The 20,944-nt window shown below is 57.5% G+C and carries 19 protein-coding genes; 11 read left to right on the top strand and 8 right to left on the bottom strand.

The window, feature by feature from the left end; genetic code table 11:
- Positions 1-54: 54 nt before the first annotated feature.
- Entirely contained in the window at positions 55-1,593 is a 1,539-nt protein-coding gene (locus GOW93_RS08460) for a TrkH family potassium uptake protein (protein ID WP_170383096.1), read from the bottom strand.
- Positions 1,593-2,969, bottom strand: a complete 1,377-nt coding sequence (gene trkA / locus GOW93_RS08455) for a Trk system potassium transporter TrkA (protein WP_170383094.1) — start codon at positions 2,967-2,969, stop codon at positions 1,593-1,595. Before trkA ends, GOW93_RS08460 begins: the two co-directional genes overlap by 1 nt.
- Before the next feature lie 96 nt (positions 2,970-3,065).
- Here trkA and GOW93_RS08450 point away from each other — a divergent pair, with 96 nt between their 5' ends.
- Complete coding sequence (locus GOW93_RS08450) at positions 3,066-3,548, top strand: hypothetical protein (protein ID WP_170383093.1); 483 nt, start codon at positions 3,066-3,068, stop codon at positions 3,546-3,548.
- A gap of 12 nt (positions 3,549-3,560) precedes the next feature.
- On the opposite strand, the gene ntrX is transcribed toward GOW93_RS08450, so the two are convergent.
- From ntrX to dusB, 5 genes are all read right to left on the bottom strand, one after another.
- Entirely contained in the window at positions 3,561-4,970 is a 1,410-nt protein-coding gene (ntrX, locus tag GOW93_RS08445) for a nitrogen assimilation response regulator NtrX (protein WP_170383091.1), read from the bottom strand.
- A complete protein-coding gene (locus GOW93_RS08440; protein ID WP_170383089.1) occupies positions 4,967-7,255 on the bottom strand; it encodes a sensor histidine kinase NtrY-like in 2,289 nt (762 codons plus the stop codon). Before GOW93_RS08440 ends, ntrX begins: the two co-directional genes overlap by 4 nt.
- Before the next feature lie 99 nt (positions 7,256-7,354).
- Positions 7,355-8,722: a response regulator gene (locus GOW93_RS08435; protein WP_170383087.1), complete on the bottom strand. Its 1,368-nt coding sequence runs from the start codon at positions 8,720-8,722 to the stop codon at positions 7,355-7,357.
- 37 nt (positions 8,723-8,759) lie between these two features.
- Positions 8,760-9,827 (bottom strand): two-component system sensor histidine kinase NtrB, encoded by a 1,068-nt coding sequence (locus GOW93_RS08430; RefSeq protein WP_170383085.1) that lies wholly within the window; start codon positions 9,825-9,827, stop codon positions 8,760-8,762.
- A complete protein-coding gene (dusB, locus tag GOW93_RS08425) occupies positions 9,824-10,807 on the bottom strand; it encodes a tRNA dihydrouridine synthase DusB (RefSeq protein WP_438826185.1) in 984 nt (327 codons plus the stop codon). The genes GOW93_RS08430 and dusB overlap by 4 nt, the downstream gene beginning before the upstream one ends.
- A gap of 184 nt (positions 10,808-10,991) precedes the next feature.
- Here dusB and GOW93_RS08420 point away from each other — a divergent pair, with 184 nt between their 5' ends.
- The 6 genes from GOW93_RS08420 to GOW93_RS08395 all read left to right on the top strand — a co-directional run bounded on the left by GOW93_RS08420 (position 10,992) and on the right by GOW93_RS08395 (position 16,979).
- Positions 10,992-12,122: a bifunctional 2-C-methyl-D-erythritol 4-phosphate cytidylyltransferase/2-C-methyl-D-erythritol 2,4-cyclodiphosphate synthase gene (locus GOW93_RS08420; RefSeq protein ID WP_170383081.1), complete on the top strand. Its 1,131-nt coding sequence runs from the start codon at positions 10,992-10,994 to the stop codon at positions 12,120-12,122.
- Positions 12,119-12,616, top strand: a complete 498-nt coding sequence (locus GOW93_RS08415; RefSeq protein ID WP_170383080.1) for a phosphatidylglycerophosphatase A family protein — start codon at positions 12,119-12,121, stop codon at positions 12,614-12,616. The genes GOW93_RS08420 and GOW93_RS08415 overlap by 4 nt, the downstream gene beginning before the upstream one ends.
- Complete coding sequence (locus GOW93_RS08410; protein WP_170383079.1) at positions 12,613-13,095, top strand: CinA family protein; 483 nt, start codon at positions 12,613-12,615, stop codon at positions 13,093-13,095. The genes GOW93_RS08415 and GOW93_RS08410 overlap by 4 nt, the downstream gene beginning before the upstream one ends.
- Positions 13,096-13,248: 153 nt before the next feature.
- Complete coding sequence (locus GOW93_RS08405; RefSeq protein ID WP_170383077.1) at positions 13,249-14,430, top strand: ammonium transporter; 1,182 nt, start codon at positions 13,249-13,251, stop codon at positions 14,428-14,430.
- Positions 14,431-14,572: 142 nt separating this feature from the next.
- Positions 14,573-15,253 (top strand): orotate phosphoribosyltransferase, encoded by a 681-nt coding sequence (locus tag GOW93_RS08400; protein WP_058280452.1) that lies wholly within the window; start codon positions 14,573-14,575, stop codon positions 15,251-15,253.
- Positions 15,254-15,488: 235 nt separating this feature from the next.
- Positions 15,489-16,979: a replicative DNA helicase gene (locus tag GOW93_RS08395; RefSeq protein ID WP_170383076.1), complete on the top strand. Its 1,491-nt coding sequence runs from the start codon at positions 15,489-15,491 to the stop codon at positions 16,977-16,979.
- Position 16,980: 1 nt separating this feature from the next.
- Here GOW93_RS08395 and GOW93_RS08390 read toward each other — a convergent pair whose 3' ends face one another.
- On the bottom strand, positions 16,981-17,562 hold the full coding sequence (locus GOW93_RS08390; protein WP_170383074.1) for a GNAT family N-acetyltransferase: 582 nt from the start codon (positions 17,560-17,562) through the stop codon (positions 16,981-16,983).
- A 174-nt stretch (positions 17,563-17,736) separates the two neighbouring features.
- On the opposite strand from GOW93_RS08390, the gene alr reads away from it, so the two are divergent.
- From alr to GOW93_RS08370, 4 genes are read left to right on the top strand one after another with little or no spacing between them, the layout of a single operon-like run.
- Positions 17,737-18,771 carry an alanine racemase gene (gene alr, locus GOW93_RS08385; RefSeq protein WP_170383072.1) on the top strand — a complete coding sequence of 345 codons (1,035 nt, stop codon included), beginning with the start codon at positions 17,737-17,739 and terminating at the stop codon, positions 18,769-18,771.
- On the top strand, positions 18,768-19,550 hold the full coding sequence (locus GOW93_RS08380; protein WP_170383070.1) for an MlaE family ABC transporter permease: 783 nt from the start codon (positions 18,768-18,770) through the stop codon (positions 19,548-19,550). Before alr ends, GOW93_RS08380 begins: the two co-directional genes overlap by 4 nt.
- Positions 19,547-20,293 carry an ABC transporter ATP-binding protein gene (locus tag GOW93_RS08375; protein WP_170383068.1) on the top strand — a complete coding sequence of 249 codons (747 nt, stop codon included), beginning with the start codon at positions 19,547-19,549 and terminating at the stop codon, positions 20,291-20,293. Before GOW93_RS08380 ends, GOW93_RS08375 begins: the two co-directional genes overlap by 4 nt.
- The gene (locus GOW93_RS08370) at positions 20,290-20,901 is read left to right on the top strand and encodes a hypothetical protein (protein WP_170383066.1); all 612 of its coding nucleotides are present in this window, start codon (positions 20,290-20,292) and stop codon (positions 20,899-20,901) included. The genes GOW93_RS08375 and GOW93_RS08370 overlap by 4 nt, the downstream gene beginning before the upstream one ends.
- Positions 20,902-20,944: the final 43 nt, after the last annotated feature.

Below are 20,944 nucleotides of genomic sequence, written 5' to 3'. Positions count from 1 at the left end.
TGGAGTTAACCGAGTTTCCAGATGAAAAATCAGTCAATTTACATATGGCAAACCTTAGTCCCGCCAGAGCGTTGGCGTGATCAAGGCAATAATCGCCAGCGTTTCCAGCCGCCCAATCACCATCGCCGCGCACATGGTCAGCTTGGCCCCCGCTGACAAATCCACCAGGCGGATCGGTATATCTGTTGCAAGCTCGATCAAAGGACCCGTGGTGCTGAGCGATGCTACGGTCAATACCATGGCCTGCTCGAACCCGGCCCCCATCATGGCTAGCAGTAAGTTGAACAGTGCCGCAGTCAGCGCGAACATCATCAAAAAGATCCACGCAATAAAGGCGCCGTCGCTTTGAATCCGTCGGTTTCCTTGGCCTGCACCACTGACCGATGAGGGATAAATCAGGCGATCAATCTCGCGCGCGCCGTTCAGGTAAAGGGCAAATACCCGAAGCAATTTGACCCCACCCGCCGTAGTGGCAACACCTCCGCCGATCAGGGCCAATCCCATCAGTATCAACCCCGGTGTACCCAATCCTGACAATTGCTGTGCATCGTTCCAATTTGAACTTTCGAACCCGGCGGTGGTCAGAAACGACAAAGCCGTGAACAGCATTCCCCAGAACACATGAACCGCGTCCAGCGGCTGCACAGTCCCGCCAATTTCATTCACCCCGGCCAACACGCGGAATAGCAGAAGCACGGCAACGGCGAATACAATCAGCAGGCCAATCCGAAACTCCGGGTCCTTGTCCAGCCTCGAATACCCGGTAGTTGCGGTATCGGTTGAAAATGTCAGCCGGGACAAGGCGAAGAACAAGAACAGGAAAATGATCGCCTCGCCGGTGATGCCGGCCTGCGCGCCTTCCAGCCCACCAACCGGTGAGATCCCAGAGGTGGCCATTGTGGACATTGCGTGACTGATCGCCGTCAGCCCTTGCTCACCTGCGATCAAGAGCAGCAGCCAAATCACTGCGGTCAGACCTGCATACACAGGGGTCAAGGTTCGTGTCACCCTGATCAACCGCCCGCGCGGATCAACCTCTTCGCTTTGCGCAACGCCCGACACCGGGCGACCAGGCTCGCCCCGCGCAGTGATTTCAAAGCCGCCCAACGAAAGCGGGGCCAGAATAGCGGCTGCGGAAATCCACATCAGCAACCCGCCCATCCAGCCAACCAACGCGCGCCAAAGGTGCAGCGGTGCCGTCAGACGATCGGGATCAGGGAAAATATCCGCCCCAGTTGTCGTAAAGGCGCTGACCATATCGAAATAGGCATTCAGGAAGGTCGTATTGCCCAAGGCATCATGAAGCGGGATGGCCAGAAACAACGGCAGAACGGTGAAACATCCGAACAACACTGCCAATTGCCCTAATGTGCCCCGGCGCGGAATCCGGTTTGAGGTCGCCAACGAAACCGACGCTACAACAAACAAACCCAGCAAACCGGAATAGAAAAAGGATCGAGATGTCTCGTGATCATCCAGCGCCAGAGCGTAGATACCCGGAATCCACATCGACAGCGAAACCACGCCCCAGATCAGCAAAAACAACGGTAACCGTCGCACCAAGCCGATTTGTTGTGTTCGCACACGCATCATCAGAAGAAATCGATCGAAACCTGCAGCAACCGCTCAACCTCGGGGACATCCTTGGCCATGGCAAAGATTGCTACCACGTCTTTTTCTTCGATCCGCAAACTGCCAGACGGGCGCAAAACCTCATCGCCCTTGCGGACCGCTCCAACCAGAACGCCTTCGGGGAAATCAATGTCGCGCAACTTCTGTCCGGCCATTGGCGAGGTCGACAGCACCTCGGCCTCAATTACCTCGGCTTCGGCGTCGCCAACAGAATAAACCTGACGCACGCGCCCATGGCGAATGTGGCGCAGGATTGAACTGACTGTCGTGGCCCGAGGGTTAATATAGGCATCAATTCCCAACGGGCCCATAAGCGCCACCATGCTGGGATCGTTGATCAGGGCAATCGCCAGCATACATCCTTCGGCCTTTGCGCGAACTGCCGCCAGCATGTTCGCACGATCATCGTCAGTGACCGCCAGCATCGCATCGGCACGTTCAATGCCTGCCTCACGCAGCAAAGCGGCGTCCAGGCCGTCGCCGTTCAGTACAATAGTTCGTTCCAGCACCTCGGCCGCCAATTCTGCGCACTGGCGATCGCGTTCAATGATCTTGGCCCGCACACGACTTTCACGTTCTTCCAGCGTGCGTGCGACCTCAAGCCCGACATTACCGCCACCGACGATCACGACACGATCCTGTTTCTTTTGTGTCTTACCAAAAACCTCCATCGTGCGGTCGACGTCATCTACATTGGTGAACACATAGCACTCATCTCCGACAAACAGCTGATCCTCGGTTTCCGGGGCGAACAGGCGGCCTTCGCGCCGAACGCCTACAACAATCGCGCTGAGTGTCGAAAACAGGTCAGTAAGCTGCCGCAGAGGCGTATTCACGATGGGGCAGTCTTCTTCCAGACGGATGCCCAGCAATTGCGCCTTGCCGTCCATGAACATCTCGGTATCAAAGGCGGACGGGGCCGACAGGCGTTGCATGGCGGCTGCTGCCACCTCGCGTTCGGGGCTGATCACAACGTCAATTGGCAAGTGATCGCGCCGGAACAGGTCAGAATGGATCGCCTCAAGGTAGGACTTTGACCGCAGCCGAGCAATCTTGCGCTGGATCGAGAAAATCGAGTGCGCCATCTGACAGGTGACCATGTTCACCTCGTCCGAATGGGTCGCGGCGATGATCATGTCAGCGTCTCGGGCCCCTGCCCGATCCAGCACATCTGGATAGCTGGCGAATCCCGCAATACCCTGCACATCCAGCGTCTCGGTCGCGCGGCGCACCAGATCGGGGTTGTTGTCCACCACCGTTACGTCATTAAGCTCGCCCGACAGGTGCCGTGCAATTTGCCAGCCGACCTGACCGGCACCGCAAATGATGACCTTCATGTTTTTGGCCTTTCTGCCTGAATTGCTTGAATGACAGATGCCCCCAAAACGGTCAATTGATTTGTCATCCCGCCGAAGCTAAGGCAAGATAAGTGCATGAAAACAGTGCTTCGTTTGCTTTTACCGGTAATGGCCCTGTCGGCTTGCGACGGCCCGCTTTCGTTATATTACCGCGAAGGCGAGAGCGTATCTCGCCTACAGACAGAGACCACGCAATGTCAGGTTCAGGCCATCAATGAGGTGCCCGTCGCCAATCAGGTTCGTCAAAGCCCGCCCACCTACTGGCCCGGTCGAACCTATTGCGATGGTCGTGGACAGTGCTATCGCTCGGCCGGCTGGTGGCAGCCTGGGCGTGTTTATACCGTTGATGTCAATCAAGGGCTGCGGAATCAGGTCGAGGCGCAGTGCATGGCCAAAAAGGGATTTCGTCCGGTCAGCCTGCCGCCATGCAAGCAGGCCGATAAGTCACGGGCACCAGCTGTACCCACAACAACCTTGCCACCGCTGACAACACAGTCGTGCTATGTGAAATACGACAACGAGTCGTTCCAGATCATCTCTCCCGGTCAGACCGGATAAAGACCCGACGGATTACTCCGCCGGTTCCGGTTCATCCAGTTGCGCCACCCGCGCGCCGGATTTGTTCGAGGTCACAACGCCCAGTGATTTCAATTTGCGATGCAGCGCGCTGCGCTCCATCCCTACAAAACTGGCGGTGCGGCTGATGTTGCCTCCAAAACGATTGATCTGTGTCAGCAGGTATTCTCGTTCGAACGCTTCGCGGGCTTCGCGCAGGGGTAAGGTGGCCAGAGCCCCCGACAGCACAACACGTCCGGTGTCGTCAGCCTTTTCCTCTTCGGCTGGCAGTTCCTTGGCCTCGATCGGGCCCGATCCTTCACCCAGAATCAGAACGCGCTCGATCAGGTTCTTAAGCTGCCGGACATTGCCCGGCCAAGTCATGGTCTGCAGTAACGCCACCGCCTCTTCCGAGATCTCGCGCATCGCCAGACCCTGCGATTCATTGCACATCTCAATGAAATGCTGTGCCAGAACCGGGATATCCTCGCGCCGTTCTTCAAGCGAAGGCACCGCGATTGGAACCACATTCAGACGGTGATACAGTTCTTCGCGGAACCGGTCGGCCGCGATTTCGGCCTCAAGATCACGGTTGGTCGAAGAAATGACACGCAAGTCGACACGCACCTTGTCCGAACCGCCCACACGCTGAAATTGCTGATCTACGAGCACACGCAGGATCTTGGACTGAGTGCCCAAAGGCATGTCCGCAACTTCATCAAAATAAACCACGCCGCCATGGGCCTCTTCCAGCAGACCGGATTCGATGCCACGTTCCGAGGATTCCCGTCCAAAAAGAACTTCTTCGACCCGCTCAGGCTCGATCCCGGCACAGTTCACCGTCACAAAAGGCGCGTTGGCGCGGTTGGAATGAGCGTGAATATATCGTGCCGCGATTTCCTTGCCTGATCCGGCCGGGCCGCTCAACATCACGCGACCGTTCGACTTGGTCACCTTGTCCAACTGACCCTGCATCGCACGGAACGCGGCGGATTTGCCGATCATGTCCGAATTGGTGACCTCTTTTCGCTTTAGCGACGCATTCTCGCGACGCAGGCGAGAGGTTTCCATCGCTCGGCGGATCACCACCATCAGCTGGTCAATATTAAAGGGCTTTTCAATGAAATCATATGCCCCCTGCTTGATGGCAGCCACCGCGATTTCGATATTGCCGTGGCCCGAAATAATAACAACCGGTACGTCCGGGTTGTCGCGTTTCACAGCCTTCAGGATATCGATCCCGTCCATGCGGCTATCTTTCAGCCAGATATCCAGAATCAGCAGTCCCGGTGGCTCAGAGTTGATCTCGGCCATGCACTCATCCGAGTTGCCGGCCAGCCGGGTTGAATAGCCTTCGTCCTCCAGAATGTCGGACACCAGCTCGCGAATATCGCGCTCGTCATCTACGATCAGAATGTCGCTCATCTTTGGCCTGCTTTCAGTATGTTGGTTTTAATTGCCTGCTTTTGCGGCGCGTCGACCGGGGAAAAATTGCCCCCCGGCAACCGGATCACGGCCATCGCGCCAAAATGGTCCTGTCCGTCAAAGACGGGTGCGTCCTCAAGCGTGAGCGCCCCGCCGTGTTCTTCAATAATCTTCTTGACGATGGGCAATCCCAGTCCGGTACCCTCGTCACGTGTGGTCACATATGGCTCGAACAGCCGCGCCCTGTCTTCGGGTAGACCAACGCCATTGTCCGCAATCGTTATAACCGTACCCGCGTCATCCTTGCTGACATCCACCTTGATCTGTGGCTTCAAGTTTTCTGGTGGGTCTTTTTGTTTTAGCGTTTCGATGGCCTCACCGGCATTCTTGATCAGATTGGTCAACGCTTGATTCAGCATCGTTGAGTCCACATCCGACATAATGGGCTGATCCGGCAGAGTGGCGTCAATCTGCACATCAGGTTGTCCGGCCTTCTGCAACAGCACCGCCTCGCGTACCAATCCGACAATATCTTCTTCACGGCGATCCGGTTCGGGCATTCGCGCGAACTTTGAGAACTCGTCCACAATGCGCCGCAAATCATTGGTTTGCCGGACAATCACGTCAGTCATGGATACGAGGCTGTCACAATCCTCCTCATCCAGCTTGCGTGAGAACTTGCGCTTGATACGCTCAGCGCTCAGTTGGATCGGTGTCAGTGGATTCTTGATCTCATGCGCGATCCGCCGGGCAACATCACCCCAAGCTGCCATCCGTTGCGCGCTCACAAGATCGGTCACGTCGTCGAAAGCAACCACGTAGCCTTCCAACCCGCCATCTTCGCCACGACGGGTGGCCATGCGGACCAGCAGGTTCTCAAGCCGCCCTTTACGGGTTACCTTGACCTCGTCCTGCACTGCCTCTTGCCCGCTATCCTTAAGGTTTTCAAACAAGGGCAGAAACTCTGGCACCGCGATACCAATGGCCAGTTGCTCTTCCCCTCGCGTCCAGTCCAGCAACCGCTCTGCCGAGCGGTTTACAAAGGTCACGCAGCCATCCGGATCAACGCCGACCACACCCGATGTCACAGAACTGAGCACCGAATCGAATAGCCGCCGCCGGCGTTCGATATGGCGGGTATTTTCTAAAAGAGTGTCTCGCTGTCCTTTAAGTTGCCGCGTCATCTGATTGAAATAACGCCCTAACATAGCGATTTCATCATCGCTGGCCTCTTCAATCACCTGTACGCTCAGGTCACCGGCCCCAACGCGCTGCGCCGCGGTTGTCAATCGCCCCACAGGGCGTGACAGTCGTTCGGCAAACCACATTCCAAGCGACATTGCTGCAAGAATAAGGATCACTGCAAAACCCAGATACAACAGCCCGAACTCAAACAGCACCCTGCCCCGCTCGCTTTCAAGCTGTTGGTAGAATTGGGCTGTTTCCTTGGTGTCATCCAGAAGGGTCAACAACTGCCCATCCACCTCGCGGCTCACATATAGATACCGGTCCAAATATGCCTGCAATGGCACAAGGGCGCGAAATTCGTTGTTCTGCCAATCAGCAATCACTAGCAACCCGCTATCCCTGGCTTCAACAAGCTGCTCAGGCGTAGGCGCTTCGTAGTTGAACAGGTAGGACCGATCCCCGCGCGACCGGATTTCACCACTACCGTCAATCACATACGCTTCGCGCAGACCGCGCTGAATCTGTGCCTGCCCCTGCGCAAGAACCTCACGCAATTCTGCGTCCGAGATGTAGAAATCCAAGGTCCGGGCATTATCCAGAAAACGCGCCAGAACGGTCGCGTCCTGCGTCAGACCCTGCCGATGCTCCAGTTCATAGGCCTCAGCCGCTGTCAGGGACGAGCCCACCACCTGACGCACACGCTCCGAAAACCAGCCCTCAAGGCCGATATTCACTGTCAGACCTGCAAATATCGCAACGGTCACGGTCGGAACCAGTGCCAACAGCGTGAAAGCGCCGATCAGCCTTAGATGAAGACGTGAACCGGCCGATTTCTCACGGCGCGCTGCGATAAGATTGAAGACTTGCCCCAGAACAAGCGCGGCAACGACCAGCACATAAACGAGGTCGGCCAGCAGGATCAGACGCAATGTCGGAGCAGTCGCACCAAGGTCAAACGGTCCGATTACAAGATAGGTGGCCAAAGCCAACACAGGGCCTAGAAGAACCAGCCCCAAAGTGCCGAAATTGCGCAGTTTTCGGGATTTCCGCCACCGATTAATCGCTGGAATCGGCCCGCTCTGTGCCCGGGTTGCCACCGTCTGCCCTCATTCTGATGTGTCGCGTGCGCGACGTACCGCCATATGTCGTGGTCGTTGCCGGATGCAAACCCGGATGCCACGGTTTGTGTGGCGATATTACATCAGTTTGCGCCTACGTGTCACCTGAATATCGAGGTCTGTTATCTTTTTGCGCAGCGTATTTCGGTTAATCCCAAGTAAATCCGCACATTTTGCCTGATTTCCACCGGTTGCATCCAGCGCCAGCTCAATAAGGGGCGCCTCGACCTCGCGCAGGATACGCTGATACAGCCCCGGAGGCGGAAGCATATTGCCATGCAGATCAAAATAGCGACGCAAATGACGGGCTACTGAGGCCGAGAGTTTCTCGCGTTCCCCATCGCCCAGAACCGGCTCGGCCTCGGGTTGGCTGCCTAACACAGCCTCAACTTCGGTTTTCGAGATTTCATCGGCGCGACTGGTCAGGCTAAGGCGTCGGATGGCATTTTCCAACTGCCGAACGTTGCCAGGCCAAGAATAACGCCGCACCAGTTCGACCGCATCTTCGCTGAGCCAGCGCATCGCGCCGTGCTCACGCTCTTCCCGCGCTAAAAAGTGTTCGGCCAACAGGGGGATATCATCCACGCGCTCGCGCAGGGCCGGCACATGTACCGTTGCACCGCACAAACGATAATAGAGATCCTGCCGTACACGGCCGCCCTCCATTGCTTCGGTCAGATCCGATTGGCTAGTGGCCATGAACCGCGGCACATGATCACCGGGTGTATCCATCATTCGCACGATGCGGGCTTGCAATTCATCCTCAATGTCTGCGATCTCGTCGATCAGCAGCGTGCCGCCCCGCACCCTCGCCATGACACGCGCAGGGCCCTCAAGATCACGCAAATCGGCCGCCGTGACAGTGACAAAAGGAAGCGTTCTACGGTCCGAGAAATCATGAATAGCGCGTGCAATCAAAGATTTGCCGGTGCCACTTTCACCAGAAATCATCACCGACAGGTCAGTATTCATCACCCGGGCGACCAACCGATATAGCGCCTGCATGACCGGGGTGCGCCCGACCAAAGGCAGCTCCTCGGGGCGGTCCTCGGAAGGTTCGGCCACTTCGGTCTGCACCCGCTGCTTTTGCTCCAGCGCCCGCGCGGTGCGTTTCATCAAATCAGGCAGGTCAAAAGGCTTGGGCAGGTAATCGTAAGCATCTGCCTCGGCGGCCTGAATCGCCGTCATAATGGTGTTTTGCGCCGAGATTACGATAACCGGCAAACCGGGGCGATCCTGCGCAATCTTCGGCAGCATCTCTAATCCATTTCCATCTGGCATGACCACGTCCGAGATCACCACGTCGCCCTTGCCCTCACCGACCCAGCGCATCAGCGTGGTCAGCGACGAGGTCGCGTGAACCTTGCACCCTGCCCGCGTCAGGGCCTGCGTCAGTACGGTGCGGATCGTGCGGTCGTCATCTGCGACCAATACTGTGCCATCCATTGGGTGCTCTCCTTGTTCTTAGCTCTTTACGGCCGTTTCATGTTGCGTCTCTTGGTGCCCGCCTCAGCGAGATGCGGAACACCGTACGACCCGGCACCGAGTCGGCTGAAATCCAGCCGTCATGGTCCGAGATGATTTTGCTTACCAACGCCAGCCCGAGGCCGGTGCCATTTTCCTTACCTGACACGAACGGATCGAAGATATCGCTTTGGATTTTCTCGGGCAGGCCCGGGCCGTCATCGATGATCTCGATCTGCAGTGGCAGGGAATGGCCTGATCCATCGCTACGCCGCAGACGGAAGGAGTGTTCGAAATAAGTACGCAGCCGGATCGTGCCACCCTTTGCATCAGCGGCTTCCGACGCGTTCTTAAGCAAGTTCAGGATCACCTGCAGGAACTGATCCGGGTCGCCATAGGCGAGCGGCAGCGAAGGGTCGTAATCCTCGATGATCCGCATATGGGCACCAAACCCCAGCAGCGCCGAACGGCGCGCCCGATCCAGAACATCGTGAATGTTCACCGGTTTGAAATCGGGCTGTGAGAGGTTTCCGAATTGCTCTACCTGCTCTAGCAGCTTCACGATCCGGCGGCTTTCCTCAACGATAAGATCTGTTAATTCAAGGTCTTGCTGCGAGATATTCATGCTTAGCAACTGTGCAGCGCCGGTGATCCCAGCCAGAGGATTCTTGATCTCATGCGCTAGCATCTCGGCCATTCCAATGGCTGATTGCGCCGCAGACTTTACTGTGTTGCCCCGCGTCATCCGCCCCGCCAGTTCGCGCGGAGAAATGATCATGATCATCGACCCCGGATGCCCAACCAGCGGAGCTATCTGCAGCGCGCATTGCAGCGGCGCGCGGTTGCCCGAACCGGCATCCACATCGTTCACGAACAAAGGAGTACCCTGTTCGCGCGCACGCTCGAAGGCTTCTTCTAAAGGGGCATCAACGGCGATCTGGTCCCAGACCGGATGTCCGATCACCGACTTGCGCGAGGCATTCAGGAAACCTTCGCCCGCCGAGTTCACATCGGAAATCCGATCCTCGTTATCAATGATGAAGGCCGGAACTGGCAGCGATGTCCAGATACTCTGGTCCGAATTCATGCCGCGACCTCCCCTTCGGCGGCAAGAGCATCACCCAACAGGCGCAGCACCTCATCCGTATCGCGGGACGTCAGCACGGAACGGCGCAGGGCAGCAGGTGTTCCGGCCTCATCCATATACCAGCCTAGATGCTTACGCGCGACGCGCAGACCGAGGTCGGAACCATAAAACTCCAACATCGACCCGTAGTGTGCACGCACCATCTCAACCAGATCATCGCCGGTTGGAATCACGGGTGCCTTAGCACCGTATAAGTCGTGACAAATCTGGGCCAAAACCCATGGTTTACCCTGCGCCCCGCGCCCAACCATGACGCCATCGGCAGCGGATTGATCCAACGCCACACGCGCGGCGTTTGTGTCTACAATGTCTCCATTAGCAATGACCGGGATCGAAACCGCCTCTTTTACAGCACGGATTGCCGACCAATCAGCACTACCTTTGTAGAACTGGCACCGAGTGCGTCCGTGGATCGTGACCATGCAGATACCAGCATCCTGCGCGCGCCGCGCAACGTCAGGGGCATTGAGAAGGCTATCATCCCACCCCAATCTGGTTTTCAACGTGACCGGGACATCGACAGCTTCGACCACGGCTTCGATCAGGGTCAGCGCGTGGTCTGGCGTTTTCAACAGGGCCGAACCGGAATAACCGTTCGTCACCTTCTTGGCCGGACATCCCATGTTTATGTCAATCACCCGCGCGCCGCGATCAGCGACCTGACGGGCCGCTTCAGCCATCCAATGCGCCTCGCGTCCGGCCAGTTGCACAGCGGTGTTTTCCACGTCTGCCGACAATTCAGCCCGCTCACGGACGCCTGGCTTGGCTTGCACCATCTCCTGGCTGGCGACCATCTCGCTGACGACCATGCCGGCACCAAACCGCATCACAAGATCGCGGAATGGCCGGTCGGTGATTCCGGCCATTGGAGCCAGCAAAACCGGCGGGTTCAGGGCTTTGTCAGCGAGTTGCAGGGTCAACGTGCTTAATCCTTGGGCATTTACGGGTTGGATAACGAATTGAGCGCATATGAACAACAAAATGGCGGCCATCAAGCCCGCAAAATCATCACATGCCTATTTTTTAGGCAGCATTACGCAAATGATTGCCTCTACATTCTCCTCACCCTAAACATTGGCCGCAAATCACCGGAGACAACGCCCCATGACCACCGCTGCCATCATTGTCGCCGCAGGACGCGGGCTGCGCGCCGGAGGGGGCGTTCCCAAACAATGGCGCACGCTTGCCGGACGGCGTGTCGCGGACTGGACCCTCGACCGATTTCGGGGCCAGGTGGACCATATCGTGCTGGTGCTGTCCGAAGATGATCACGAGGCCTGGGCCGAATTCGAAGGCACTGACCTGATCCTTGCTACAGGCGGCAGTGACCGGGCAGGCTCCGTTCGCAACGGGTTAACGGCGCTGGCATCGCTGAACGTCCAACAGGTTCTGATTCACGACGTCGCTCGCCCCTGTGTCAGCCAGCACATCATTCAGCAGGTTCTGAAAGCGCTAGACAGTCACCATGCTGCTGCGCCCGGCCTTGCTGTAACCGATGCGCTCTGGACCGGGGATGGGCACGTGGTGACCGGAACACAAGATCGAGACAGCCTGTTCGCTGCGCAAACGCCGCAAGGCTTTCGCTATGATGTGATCGTCGCTGCACATGCAGCCCATGCCGGAGGGGCCGCCGATGACGTGGAAGTTGCCCGCGCCGCCGGGCTGGACGTGACCATTGTGCCGGGCGACCCGGATAATATCAAAATAACACGGCCCGAGGATTTTGCCCGGGCGGAACGCATATTGGGAATGGATATGGATGTAAGGCTGGGCAACGGGTACGACGTGCATCGGTTTGGCGACGGGGATCATGTGATCCTGTGCGGAGTGAAGGTACCGCATGAGCGCGGGCTGCAAGGCCACTCGGACGCAGATGTGGGAATGCATGCCGTTACCGACGCCATCTACGGCGCGTTGGCGCAGGGCGACATCGGTCAGCACTTTCCGCCCTCGGACCCACAATGGAAAGGCGCGGCCAGTGAGATCTTCCTCCGCCACGCGGTCAAGTTAGCCGAAGATATGGGTTACCGTATCTCGAATGTCGACTGCACTCTGGTCTGTGAATACCCCAAGATCGGCCCGCACGCGCCTGCCATGCGGGACGAGATGGCGCGGATCATGGGGCTGCGCGCGGATCAGGTTTCGGTCAAGGCGACGACGTCTGAACGGCTTGGTTTCACCGGCCGCAGCGAAGGGATTGCCTCGTTGGCCACAGCCTGCCTGGTGAAATCATGAGGGCCGCGCTTCTGATCGGAACAGTCGGCGGCGTCGGTTATCTGCGTCCTGCGCCGGGCACTTGGGGATCGCTGGCCGCCCTACCCCTCGCTTGGGTGCTGCACACGTTGGGCGGATTTCCTTTACTGGTCATCGCAACTGTCGCCATGTTTTTCGGCGGTCTCTGGGCAACCCGCGTCATGACTGCGGGTCAGGACAATCACGACCCGTCCGAGATCGTTATTGACGAGGTTGCAGGGCAGTTCATCGCTCTGTGGGCGGTATCCTACCCCTCGTGGGCGCATGGGATCGAGATCACAACACTTTGGCCCGGCTGGATTGCCGGTTTCGTGCTGTTCCGCCTGTTCGACATCACCAAACCCGGCCCCGTCGGCTGGGCCGATCGGCGCAACGACGCGATGGGCGTCATGTTGGATGATGTGATTGCAGGGATTCTCGCCGCGTTCGGTGTGCTGATCCTAGCAGGTATCGCGCATGGGGTGATGGGCCTATGACCGTTTCAGACGTGCTCGACCGTGCCAAGGCGCAACAAGTGATGATCGCCACAGCAGAAAGCTGCACTGGCGGTCTGGTTGCAGCGGCGTTGACGGATATCCCCGGCAGTTCTGCCGTGGTTGAGCGTGGCTTTGTCACCTACACAAACACCGCCAAACAGCAGATGTTGGGCGTATTAGGTGAAACGCTGGCCGCACATGGCGCGGTGTCCGAAGAGGTCGCCCGCGAAATGGCCGAAGGGGCGATACGGCGCTCGGAGGCTCAGCTTGCGGTCTCGGTCACGGGCATCGCGGGTCCCGGCAGCTCTGAATTCAAGCCCGAAGGCCGGGTCTGTTTTGGGTTGGCAGCCGAAGGACTACCCACGCGCACGGAAACTGTGGAATTCGGCGCGCGAGGACGCAGCAACGTTCGCATTGCTGCGCGGGATCATGCGCTGAATCTGCTATCACAGGGCCTTTTCACTCTCGCACAAATTTAAGGCATCAATTGCCAATCGACGCTTATTTAGTCACCAGTTGACCAAAAGCCCCTTAAACAGGCGCCAAAATCTACCTTTGCCTCTTTTTTCCTCTCACGCCCTCCGCTTCAAAGCGCGCTGTGCAAGTTTGAGATGCAAAGAGGAGACCGGCTGATGAATGGAGCCGATACCGCCTGGATTATTGTGGCAACCGCCCTGGTCCTGTTCATGACATTGCCGGGCCTGGCCCTGTTCTACGGCGGCCTCGTGCGCGCCCGCAACGTGCTGAGCGTGTTCATGCACTGTTTCAGCATCGCTTGTTTGATGAGCATTCTGTGGCTGATCGCAGGGTATTCGATCGCGTTTGGCGATGGTGGGTCGGGCTTGTGGGGCGGCCTGGGCAAAGCCTTCCTGAACGGTGTGGATGCTGACAGCCTGTCAGGCACCTTGCCCGAGGTTCTATTCTTTGCCTTCCAGATGACTTTCGCCATCATCACCCCGGCACTGATCGTGGGCGCCTATGTTGAACGCGTAGGCTTTGGCTTCGTTCTGACCTTCTCGGGCCTATGGATGCTGCTGTGCTATGCGCCTGTCGTTCACTGGATCTGGGGCGGTGGCATGCTGACCGATGGCGGCATACTGGGTGAGATCGGCGTGCGCGACTTTGCTGGTGGTATTGTCGTTCATGAAACCGCCGGTCTTGCTGCGCTGATCATCGCTGTCGCGCTTGGGCCGCGTCGCAATCGCACCACACCTCCGCACAATCCCGGTTTTGTCATGATCGGCGCCGCAATGCTGTGGGTCGGTTGGTTCGGTTTCAACGGTGGTTCACAGCTGGCGGCTGACGGTGGCGCTGCAATGGCGATGACCGTTACGCATATTTCAGCCGCGACCGCCTCGCTGACATGGGCGCTGTGGGAGCGGATTAAATACGGCAAAGCCTCGATGGTGGGTCTGGTCACCGGTACCATTGCCGGTCTGGCCTCAATCACGCCGGCTTCGGGCTATGTTGACCCGGTTCAGGCGCTGATCATCGGTGCCGTGGCAGGCGTGCTGTGCCAAGAGGCCGTCAACGTCATCCGCAACATGCTGACCATCGACGACACGCTGGACGTTTTCGCGGTGCACGGTGTTGGTGGTATCTTTGGCACCATCATGATCGCCGTCTTTGGTTTGGGTGCGTGGACCGCGCAGCTGGGCGGGTTGCTGATCGTGGGTGTCTTTACGTCAGTTGTCACATTTGTGTTGATCAAGGTGGTTGCGCTCATCACTCCGCTTCGCGTAGACGCCGAGACCGAAACAAACGGGCTCGATCTGTCGGTACACGGCGAACGCGCCTATGACATGAGCAGCTGAGCCCACCTTGGCTGCCTGACGCCCGTAAGGGCAAAAGCGGACCTCTTGCGGGTCCGCTTTTCTTTTGCGCGCAACCCTCTCGACTCTGGAGCGATGGACAGGCTATCTGCCCGCAACGTCATTTCAATCCCGAGGTTGCACCATGATCCCCAGCTCTTTCCCCGATAGCACCGAAATCGCCCGCCTGACCGCGCGGATGCTGCTGGAGATCAAGGCCGTCCACTTCAACTCGCGCGAACCGTTTACACTGGCCAGCGGCCTGCCCAGCCCGACCTATATCGACTGCCGCAAGCTGATCTCGTACCCGCGCATCCGCTCGACCTTGATGGATTTCCTGACGGTCACTGTGATGCGCGATGCGGGTTTTGAGGCGTTTGACAATATCGCAGGTGGTGAAACGGCGGGTATCCCCTTCGCCGCGATGGTCGCCGAGCGTATGGCGCTGCCCATGACCTATGTGCGCAAGAAGCCCAAAGGCTATGGCCGCAACGCCCGTATCGAAGGCGCCATGAGCGAAGGCGAGCGCGTGCTGCTGGTCGAAGATCTGACCACCGATGGTGGCTCCAAACTGTCTTTTGTGGATGCGATCCGCGAAACGGGCGCGACCTGTGGGCATACGGCGGTCATCTTTTATTATGGCATATTCCCTGAAACCGAAAAAACACTTGGCGACCACGGCGTCCAACTGCATCACCTGTGCACCTGGTGGGACGTTCTGGCCGAGGCCAAAGCGCAGAAAGCCTTTGACCAAGAGACACTTGACGGTGTCGAGGCCTTCTTGAACGACCCCCGCGGCTGGCAGGAAGCGAATAAATCTTCCTAAAGCGCCTGTGAATAAGCTGGGGGTAACTCAACATAGAATCGCCCTCCGGCCACTTGCATCTTGTGTGGCCGCATATCGGCTACACAAAATATTGCGTGATGCGACAATTTTTGGCAGAGTTGCCCAAAGTTATCCCAAGCTGAAGCAAAGTTATACGCGACTTATCTTCAGAGATTTACAGATGGCCTTGTGCGGGCCTGATTGATTAGAACTGCCACAGGGCAGCGGGGACAAAATGAACGAGATAAGCAGTATCGAGCAGGCAGCGGCACAGATTCAGAATGCCGAGACCATGCCGCATTCCATTGAGGCCGAGCAACAGCTTCTGGGCGCGATTCTGACGAATAATGACCTCTATGACCGGGTCGCCTCGATCATCGGGGCCGAGCATTTTTATGACCCGGTCCATGCCCGCATCTACGAAGTCGCGGCCACACGCATCGCCAAGAATGCGCTGGCTTCGCCTGTGACGCTGAAATCCTTCATGGCCGAAGACGAAGGCCTGAAGGAACTGGGTGGCCCGGCCTATCTGGTCAAACTGGCGGGAGCCTCGATCAGTGCCTTTGCGGTGCATGACTATGCTCAGATGATCTATGACCTCGCCATCCGGCGCGAGCTGATCCGACTGGGCCGGGATATCTCGGACAAGGCGGCGCGGGTCGATGTATCCAGCGAACCAAAAGAACAAATCGTCGAAGCCGAGCAACAGCTTTATCAGTTATCCGAGCAGGGCCAGACCGAACAGGGTTTTCAATCCTTCCTCAAGGCGGTCACAGAAGCCGTCAACGTCACCAACGAAGCGTACCAGCGCGGTGGTGGCATGGCGGGGATTTCCACCGGTCTGGCCGACTTGGACAAACAGCTTGGGGGCCTGCACCCGTCCGACCTGATCATTCTGGCGGGTCGTCCGTCGATGGGTAAAACCTCGCTGGCGACCAACGTGGCGTTCAACGTGGCCAAGGCGTACAAGCGCGGCACCAAGCCCGACGGCAGCGAAGGCGCAATTGATGGCGGTGTCGTTGGCTTCTTCTCATTGGAGATGAGCGCCGAGCAGTTGGCGGGCCGTGTTCTGGCCGAAGCGTCCGAGATTTCGTCGCATAAAATCCGTCAGGGTGACATGACGGAAGCCGAGTTCCGCCGTTTCGTAGACGCAGCCAAAGATCTGGAAGCCTGCCCCCTGTTCATCGACGACACCCCCGCCCTGCCGATCTCGCAACTCGCCGCCCGCGCGCGACGGTTGAAGCGGACGCATGGGTTGGACCTGCTGGTGATCGACTACCTGCAGCTCTGCCGGGGTATGGCTGACAACCGGGTCAACGAAATCGCTGAGATTTCGATGGGCATGAAGGCCATTGCCAAGGAACTCAACATCCCGGTCATCGCGCTATCTCAGTTGTCACGTCAGGTAGAAAACCGTGACGACAAACGCCCGCAACTTTCTGACCTGCGAGAATCGGGCTCGATCGAACAGGACGCCGATGTGGTGATGTTCGTGTTCCGCGAGGAATACTATAAGGAACGCGAAAAGCCCGGCGATCACGAAGCAGACAAGATGGCCGAGTGGATCGAGGCGATGGAGCGCCTACACGGCAAGGCTGAAGTCATCGTCGGCAAGCAGCGTCACGGTCCCATCGGCACGGTCGAGCTTTCGTTCGAGGCACAGTTCACAAGATTCGGCAATCTGGTCAAACCCTGGCAACAGGACGGTCAGAACGAGGGCTACTGATTTACCAAAGCTCGGGCCTGTTGAACGCACTGACACATTGAGATGGCCCCTCAATCGGTGTTTCGGAACCGGCCAGAGACTGCCCCAGCCATCCATGCGGCATACTTAGCGGCATGGGCGGTTGCGCGAAGTTTTCTGTGATCTGCTGGAACCCGACCTTTTGATAATAGGCCGGATCACCATAGGTAACCGTGTAATCCACCCCTTGTAGGCGCAATTCTTCTAGCCCGAAACTGATCAACTTTTGGCCAATCCCCGTTTTTTGTCTGTCTGTTCGCACAGCCACCGGCGACATCAAGAAAACCTGGCGTGGGTCCTGATCGTAGCTCAGGCGCGTATACAAAACACAGCCTGACAACACGCTCCCGTCCAGCGCCAATACACATATCAAATCGTCCTCGGGAGTCGTGCTCAATAAATCCTCTGCCAAAGCGCCAACAGCGTGCCCCTCCTCCGCGCTCTCAGAGGCGGTGAAGACATCGCGAAACAAACCGGGCAATTCCGCAACCCGCGCTTTGTAATTTGTGGTCAGATTCAGCAATGCCGGCCTCCTTATGGTAGATAAACGATCCCGCTTCAGCACCCTCAGTTGATCACGCTACAGACACAATGACGAGACCCGGATCCGTACTAAAAAGGCCTTTTCCTGCCAAGGCTTTGGAAGACAGGCCGGAACCCGCACGAGAATGCCTCAATATGTAGAAGAATTGCCTCTACCCCCCTTGACCTGCGGCGATCCAATGTCATGAACAGCACCATGAGTACCGCACGTTTGACGATCAATCTTCACGCGCTGGCCAGTAACTGGCAGGCGCTCAACGCGAAAACGGATGTCGAAACCGGCGCCGTGGTCAAAGCTGATGCCTATGGCCTTGGGGTCGGGCCAGTTTCCGCCACCCTGGCCGAGGAAGGCGTCCGCAAGTTTTTTGTTGCAGCAGCCGAGGAAGGTGTCGCTGTTCGCCAAGCTGTTGGCCCCGGCCCGATGATCGGCGTGTTCTCGGGTCATATGGAAGGCGACACCGATTTGCTGCGGGATCACGACCTGACACCGTTGATCAACTCGCCCGAACAATTCGTTCGGCATCAGCAGGCGCTTCCGGATCACGCGTTTGGCATCCAGTTGGACAGCGGCATGAATCGTCTGGGGTGGGAGCCTGCCGACTGGGCTGAATTGCGCCATAAAGTCGAAGCGCTGAAACCTGTTGTCGTCATGTCGCATCTCGCCTGTTCTGAGGAACCAGATCATCCGATGAACCGACAGCAATTGAAGACCTTTCGCGAGTTGACGGATGGCATAGACGCACCTCGGTCGCTGGCAGCGACCGGTGGCATGCTACTGCCTCCTGAATTTCACTTTGATTTCTGCCGCCCGGGCATTGGCCTCTATGGCGGCTTGCCTTTTGCGGACGCCAAACCCGTTGTAACCGTTGATTTGCCCGTAATTCAGGTTCGCCCTGTCGAGGTCGGGGAATCCGTGGGTTATGGAAACAGTTGGATTGCTCGGCGCCCGTCGCGAATCGCGACCGTTGCTGCGGGATACGCAGATGGATTGCATCGGGCCATCGGTGGCGGCATCGACGTATTTGCTGGTGGGAAACCCTGCCCCTTGGTCGGGCGCATCTCGATGGACCTTATCACTGTGGATGTCACGGACCTGCCTCAAGATCCAGAACGTCTACGCATCCTGAACGGCCACCAGACGGTCGATGATCTGGCCGAAGCCGCAGGCACCATAGGATATGAAATCCTTACCTCGCTTGGTGCGCGTTATTCCCGAGGCTACGTGGAATGAACCCTTTGCATCTGCTGGGCGGGCTGGGCCGTGCGATTCTGACATTGTTCGCCACTTTCGGCAAAGTGGCCCTGTTTTCAGTCGATGCGATTTCGCACGTCTTTCGCCCTCCTTATTACCCAAGGGAGTTTGCCGTCGCGCTGATGAATATCGGCTGGCTGTCCCTGCCGGTTGTCGGCCTGACTGCGATTTTTACCGGCGGTGCACTGGCCCTGCAGATCTATGCAGGTGGCGCGCGCTTCAACGCCGAGGCCGTGGTGCCCCAGATCGTCGCCATCGGCATGGTCCGCGAACTTGGCCCGGTGCTGGTCGGGCTGATGATTGCCGCCCGTGTGACTTCGTCTATCGCTGCTGAAATCGCGACCATGAAAGTGACCGAGCAGATCGACGCATTGGTCACCCTGTCCACCCACCCGATGAAATACCTGACTGCCCCGCGCGTTCTAGCCGCCCTGATCACCGTTCCGCTGCTGGTTGGGATTGGCGACATCATCGGGATCGCTGGTGGTTACGTCGTTGCCACCCAGAATCTGGGCTTCAACCCGGCGACTTACCTGTCCAATACGGTCAATTTCCTTGAGACGCGTGATATCGTTTCTTCGCTCGTCAAAGGGGCGGCTTTTGGCCTGATCGCCGCCTTGATGGGGTGTTACTACGGCATGAATTCGGGCCGTGGTGCACAAGGCGTGGGCCGGGCCACCAAGTCTTCAGTCGAATCCGCCGCCATCATGATTCTGGCCGCCAACTTCATTCTGACAGGGGTGTTCTTCTCGCTATGATCCGGATGGAGAATGTACAAAAGGCTTTTGGCGACAACCCGGTTCTGCAGGGTATGAACCTTGAGATCCCAAAGGGCACGTCGATGGTCATCATCGGCGGCTCGGGGACCGGCAAGTCGGTTGCGTTGAAATGTATCCTTGGTCTGATCAAACCAGACAGCGGCATGATCTATGTCGACGGTAAGGATGCCACCAAGGGCGACCGGGATAAGTTTCTGGCGCGCTTCGGGATGCTGTTTCAGGGCGCGGCTTTGTTTGACTCCCTGCCCGTCTGGCAAAACGTGGCCTTCCGCCTGCTGCGCGGCCCACTGAAACGCCCGCCGGAATACGCCCGCGAGATCGCCATCGAGAAACTGCGCCGTGTTGGCCTGAAATCCAACGTGGCCGATCGGTTCCCGTCCGAGCTGTCAGGCGGGATGCAGAAACGCGTCGGCCTTGCCCGCGCCATCGCTGCTGAACCCGAGATTATCTTTTTCGACGAGCCCACCACGGGGCTGGACCCGATCATGTCCGGCGTCATCAACGACCTGATCCGCGAGATCGTAACCGAGATGGGCGCCACCGCGATGACCATCACCCACGACATGAGTTCCGTCCGCGCCATTGCCGACAACGTGGCGATGCTGCACGACGGGGTGATCCAGTGGACCGGCCCGGTTGGGCATATGGATGCCTCGGGTGATCCCTATGTCGAGCAGTTTATCAGTGGGAGTGCTGAGGGGCCGATTGAGGCGGTTAGATGAGCCGAGACATCGAAGAAATTGTCGATTTCTTCCACTACGCAAATGCCTATTTCAAACTGTGCAAAATACTCATTTCCGAGAAAGAGATTGGAAAGAGCGTAACGGAACTCTCAGATTTAGAAGCAAGGGTCTTTAGAGTCGGGCCAGTTTACCAGAACCTTGGCTTAACGACTGAGCTTACCTTCAAGACTGCTCTTCTTCTGGCAGGTTGTGATAAAACTGAACTCAAGAGATTGGGCCACGACCTTATCAAACTCTACGATCGTCTAGACCTCGACTATGACCTAACAAACGTAGAAAACGTTGCATTCCAAGCAGCTGTCTTAGTTGGTCTACCTGCTGGCATGCTGTCACGCATTGAGAACTCCGGCCAACCTACAAGCAGGTGGTTTAATCTTCAGACACACATTAAATCGCTCAACAGCAACTACAGTTTGTTTGAGAACACGAACGGAGAGTACGACTCCGACAGGTTCCGCTCCCGCTATCCGGCAAAAGATCGAGCTTATAGGGATGTTTGTATCGAAGCTGTAATGGCCGGTGTCGACACTCTACTGTCAGAATTGCAAGTTGAGTTGAATGCGAGGCTTTCAAATAAAGGCGGATAGGATAGTCTCACGCACCTAGCGAATTCCTAGCTAGCTACACAAG

Origin of the sequence: Ruegeria atlantica (assembly GCF_013032455.1) — a bacterium.
Classification (GTDB): Bacteria; Pseudomonadota; Alphaproteobacteria; order Rhodobacterales; family Rhodobacteraceae; genus Ruegeria; species Ruegeria atlantica_B.
This window is presented reverse-complemented; position numbering and strand designations above follow the sequence as displayed.

Excerpts from the sequence above, each read along its gene's own strand:
- GOW93_RS08460 (WP_170383096.1), bottom strand. The coding sequence starts at position 1,593 with ATGATGCGTGTGCGAACACAACAAATCGGCTTGGTGCGACGGTTACCG.
- trkA (WP_170383094.1), bottom strand. The coding sequence starts at position 2,969 with ATGAAGGTCATCATTTGCGGTGCCGGTCAGGTCGGCTGGCAAATTGCA.
- GOW93_RS08450 (WP_170383093.1), top strand. The coding sequence starts at position 3,066 with ATGAAAACAGTGCTTCGTTTGCTTTTACCGGTAATGGCCCTGTCGGCT.
- ntrX (WP_170383091.1), bottom strand. The coding sequence starts at position 4,970 with ATGAGCGACATTCTGATCGTAGATGACGAGCGCGATATTCGCGAGCTG.
- GOW93_RS08435 (WP_170383087.1), bottom strand. The coding sequence starts at position 8,722 with ATGGATGGCACAGTATTGGTCGCAGATGACGACCGCACGATCCGCACC.
- GOW93_RS08430 (WP_170383085.1), bottom strand. The coding sequence starts at position 9,827 with ATGAATTCGGACCAGAGTATCTGGACATCGCTGCCAGTTCCGGCCTTC.
- GOW93_RS08420 (WP_170383081.1), top strand. The coding sequence starts at position 10,992 with ATGACCACCGCTGCCATCATTGTCGCCGCAGGACGCGGGCTGCGCGCC.
- GOW93_RS08415 (WP_170383080.1), top strand. The coding sequence starts at position 12,119 with ATGAGGGCCGCGCTTCTGATCGGAACAGTCGGCGGCGTCGGTTATCTG.
- GOW93_RS08410 (WP_170383079.1), top strand. The coding sequence starts at position 12,613 with ATGACCGTTTCAGACGTGCTCGACCGTGCCAAGGCGCAACAAGTGATG.
- GOW93_RS08405 (WP_170383077.1), top strand. The coding sequence starts at position 13,249 with ATGAATGGAGCCGATACCGCCTGGATTATTGTGGCAACCGCCCTGGTC.
- GOW93_RS08400 (WP_058280452.1), top strand. The coding sequence starts at position 14,573 with ATGATCCCCAGCTCTTTCCCCGATAGCACCGAAATCGCCCGCCTGACC.
- GOW93_RS08395 (WP_170383076.1), top strand. The coding sequence starts at position 15,489 with ATGAACGAGATAAGCAGTATCGAGCAGGCAGCGGCACAGATTCAGAAT.
- alr (WP_170383072.1), top strand. The coding sequence starts at position 17,737 with ATGAGTACCGCACGTTTGACGATCAATCTTCACGCGCTGGCCAGTAAC.
- GOW93_RS08380 (WP_170383070.1), top strand. The coding sequence starts at position 18,768 with ATGAACCCTTTGCATCTGCTGGGCGGGCTGGGCCGTGCGATTCTGACA.
- GOW93_RS08375 (WP_170383068.1), top strand. The coding sequence starts at position 19,547 with ATGATCCGGATGGAGAATGTACAAAAGGCTTTTGGCGACAACCCGGTT.
- GOW93_RS08370 (WP_170383066.1), top strand. The coding sequence starts at position 20,290 with ATGAGCCGAGACATCGAAGAAATTGTCGATTTCTTCCACTACGCAAAT.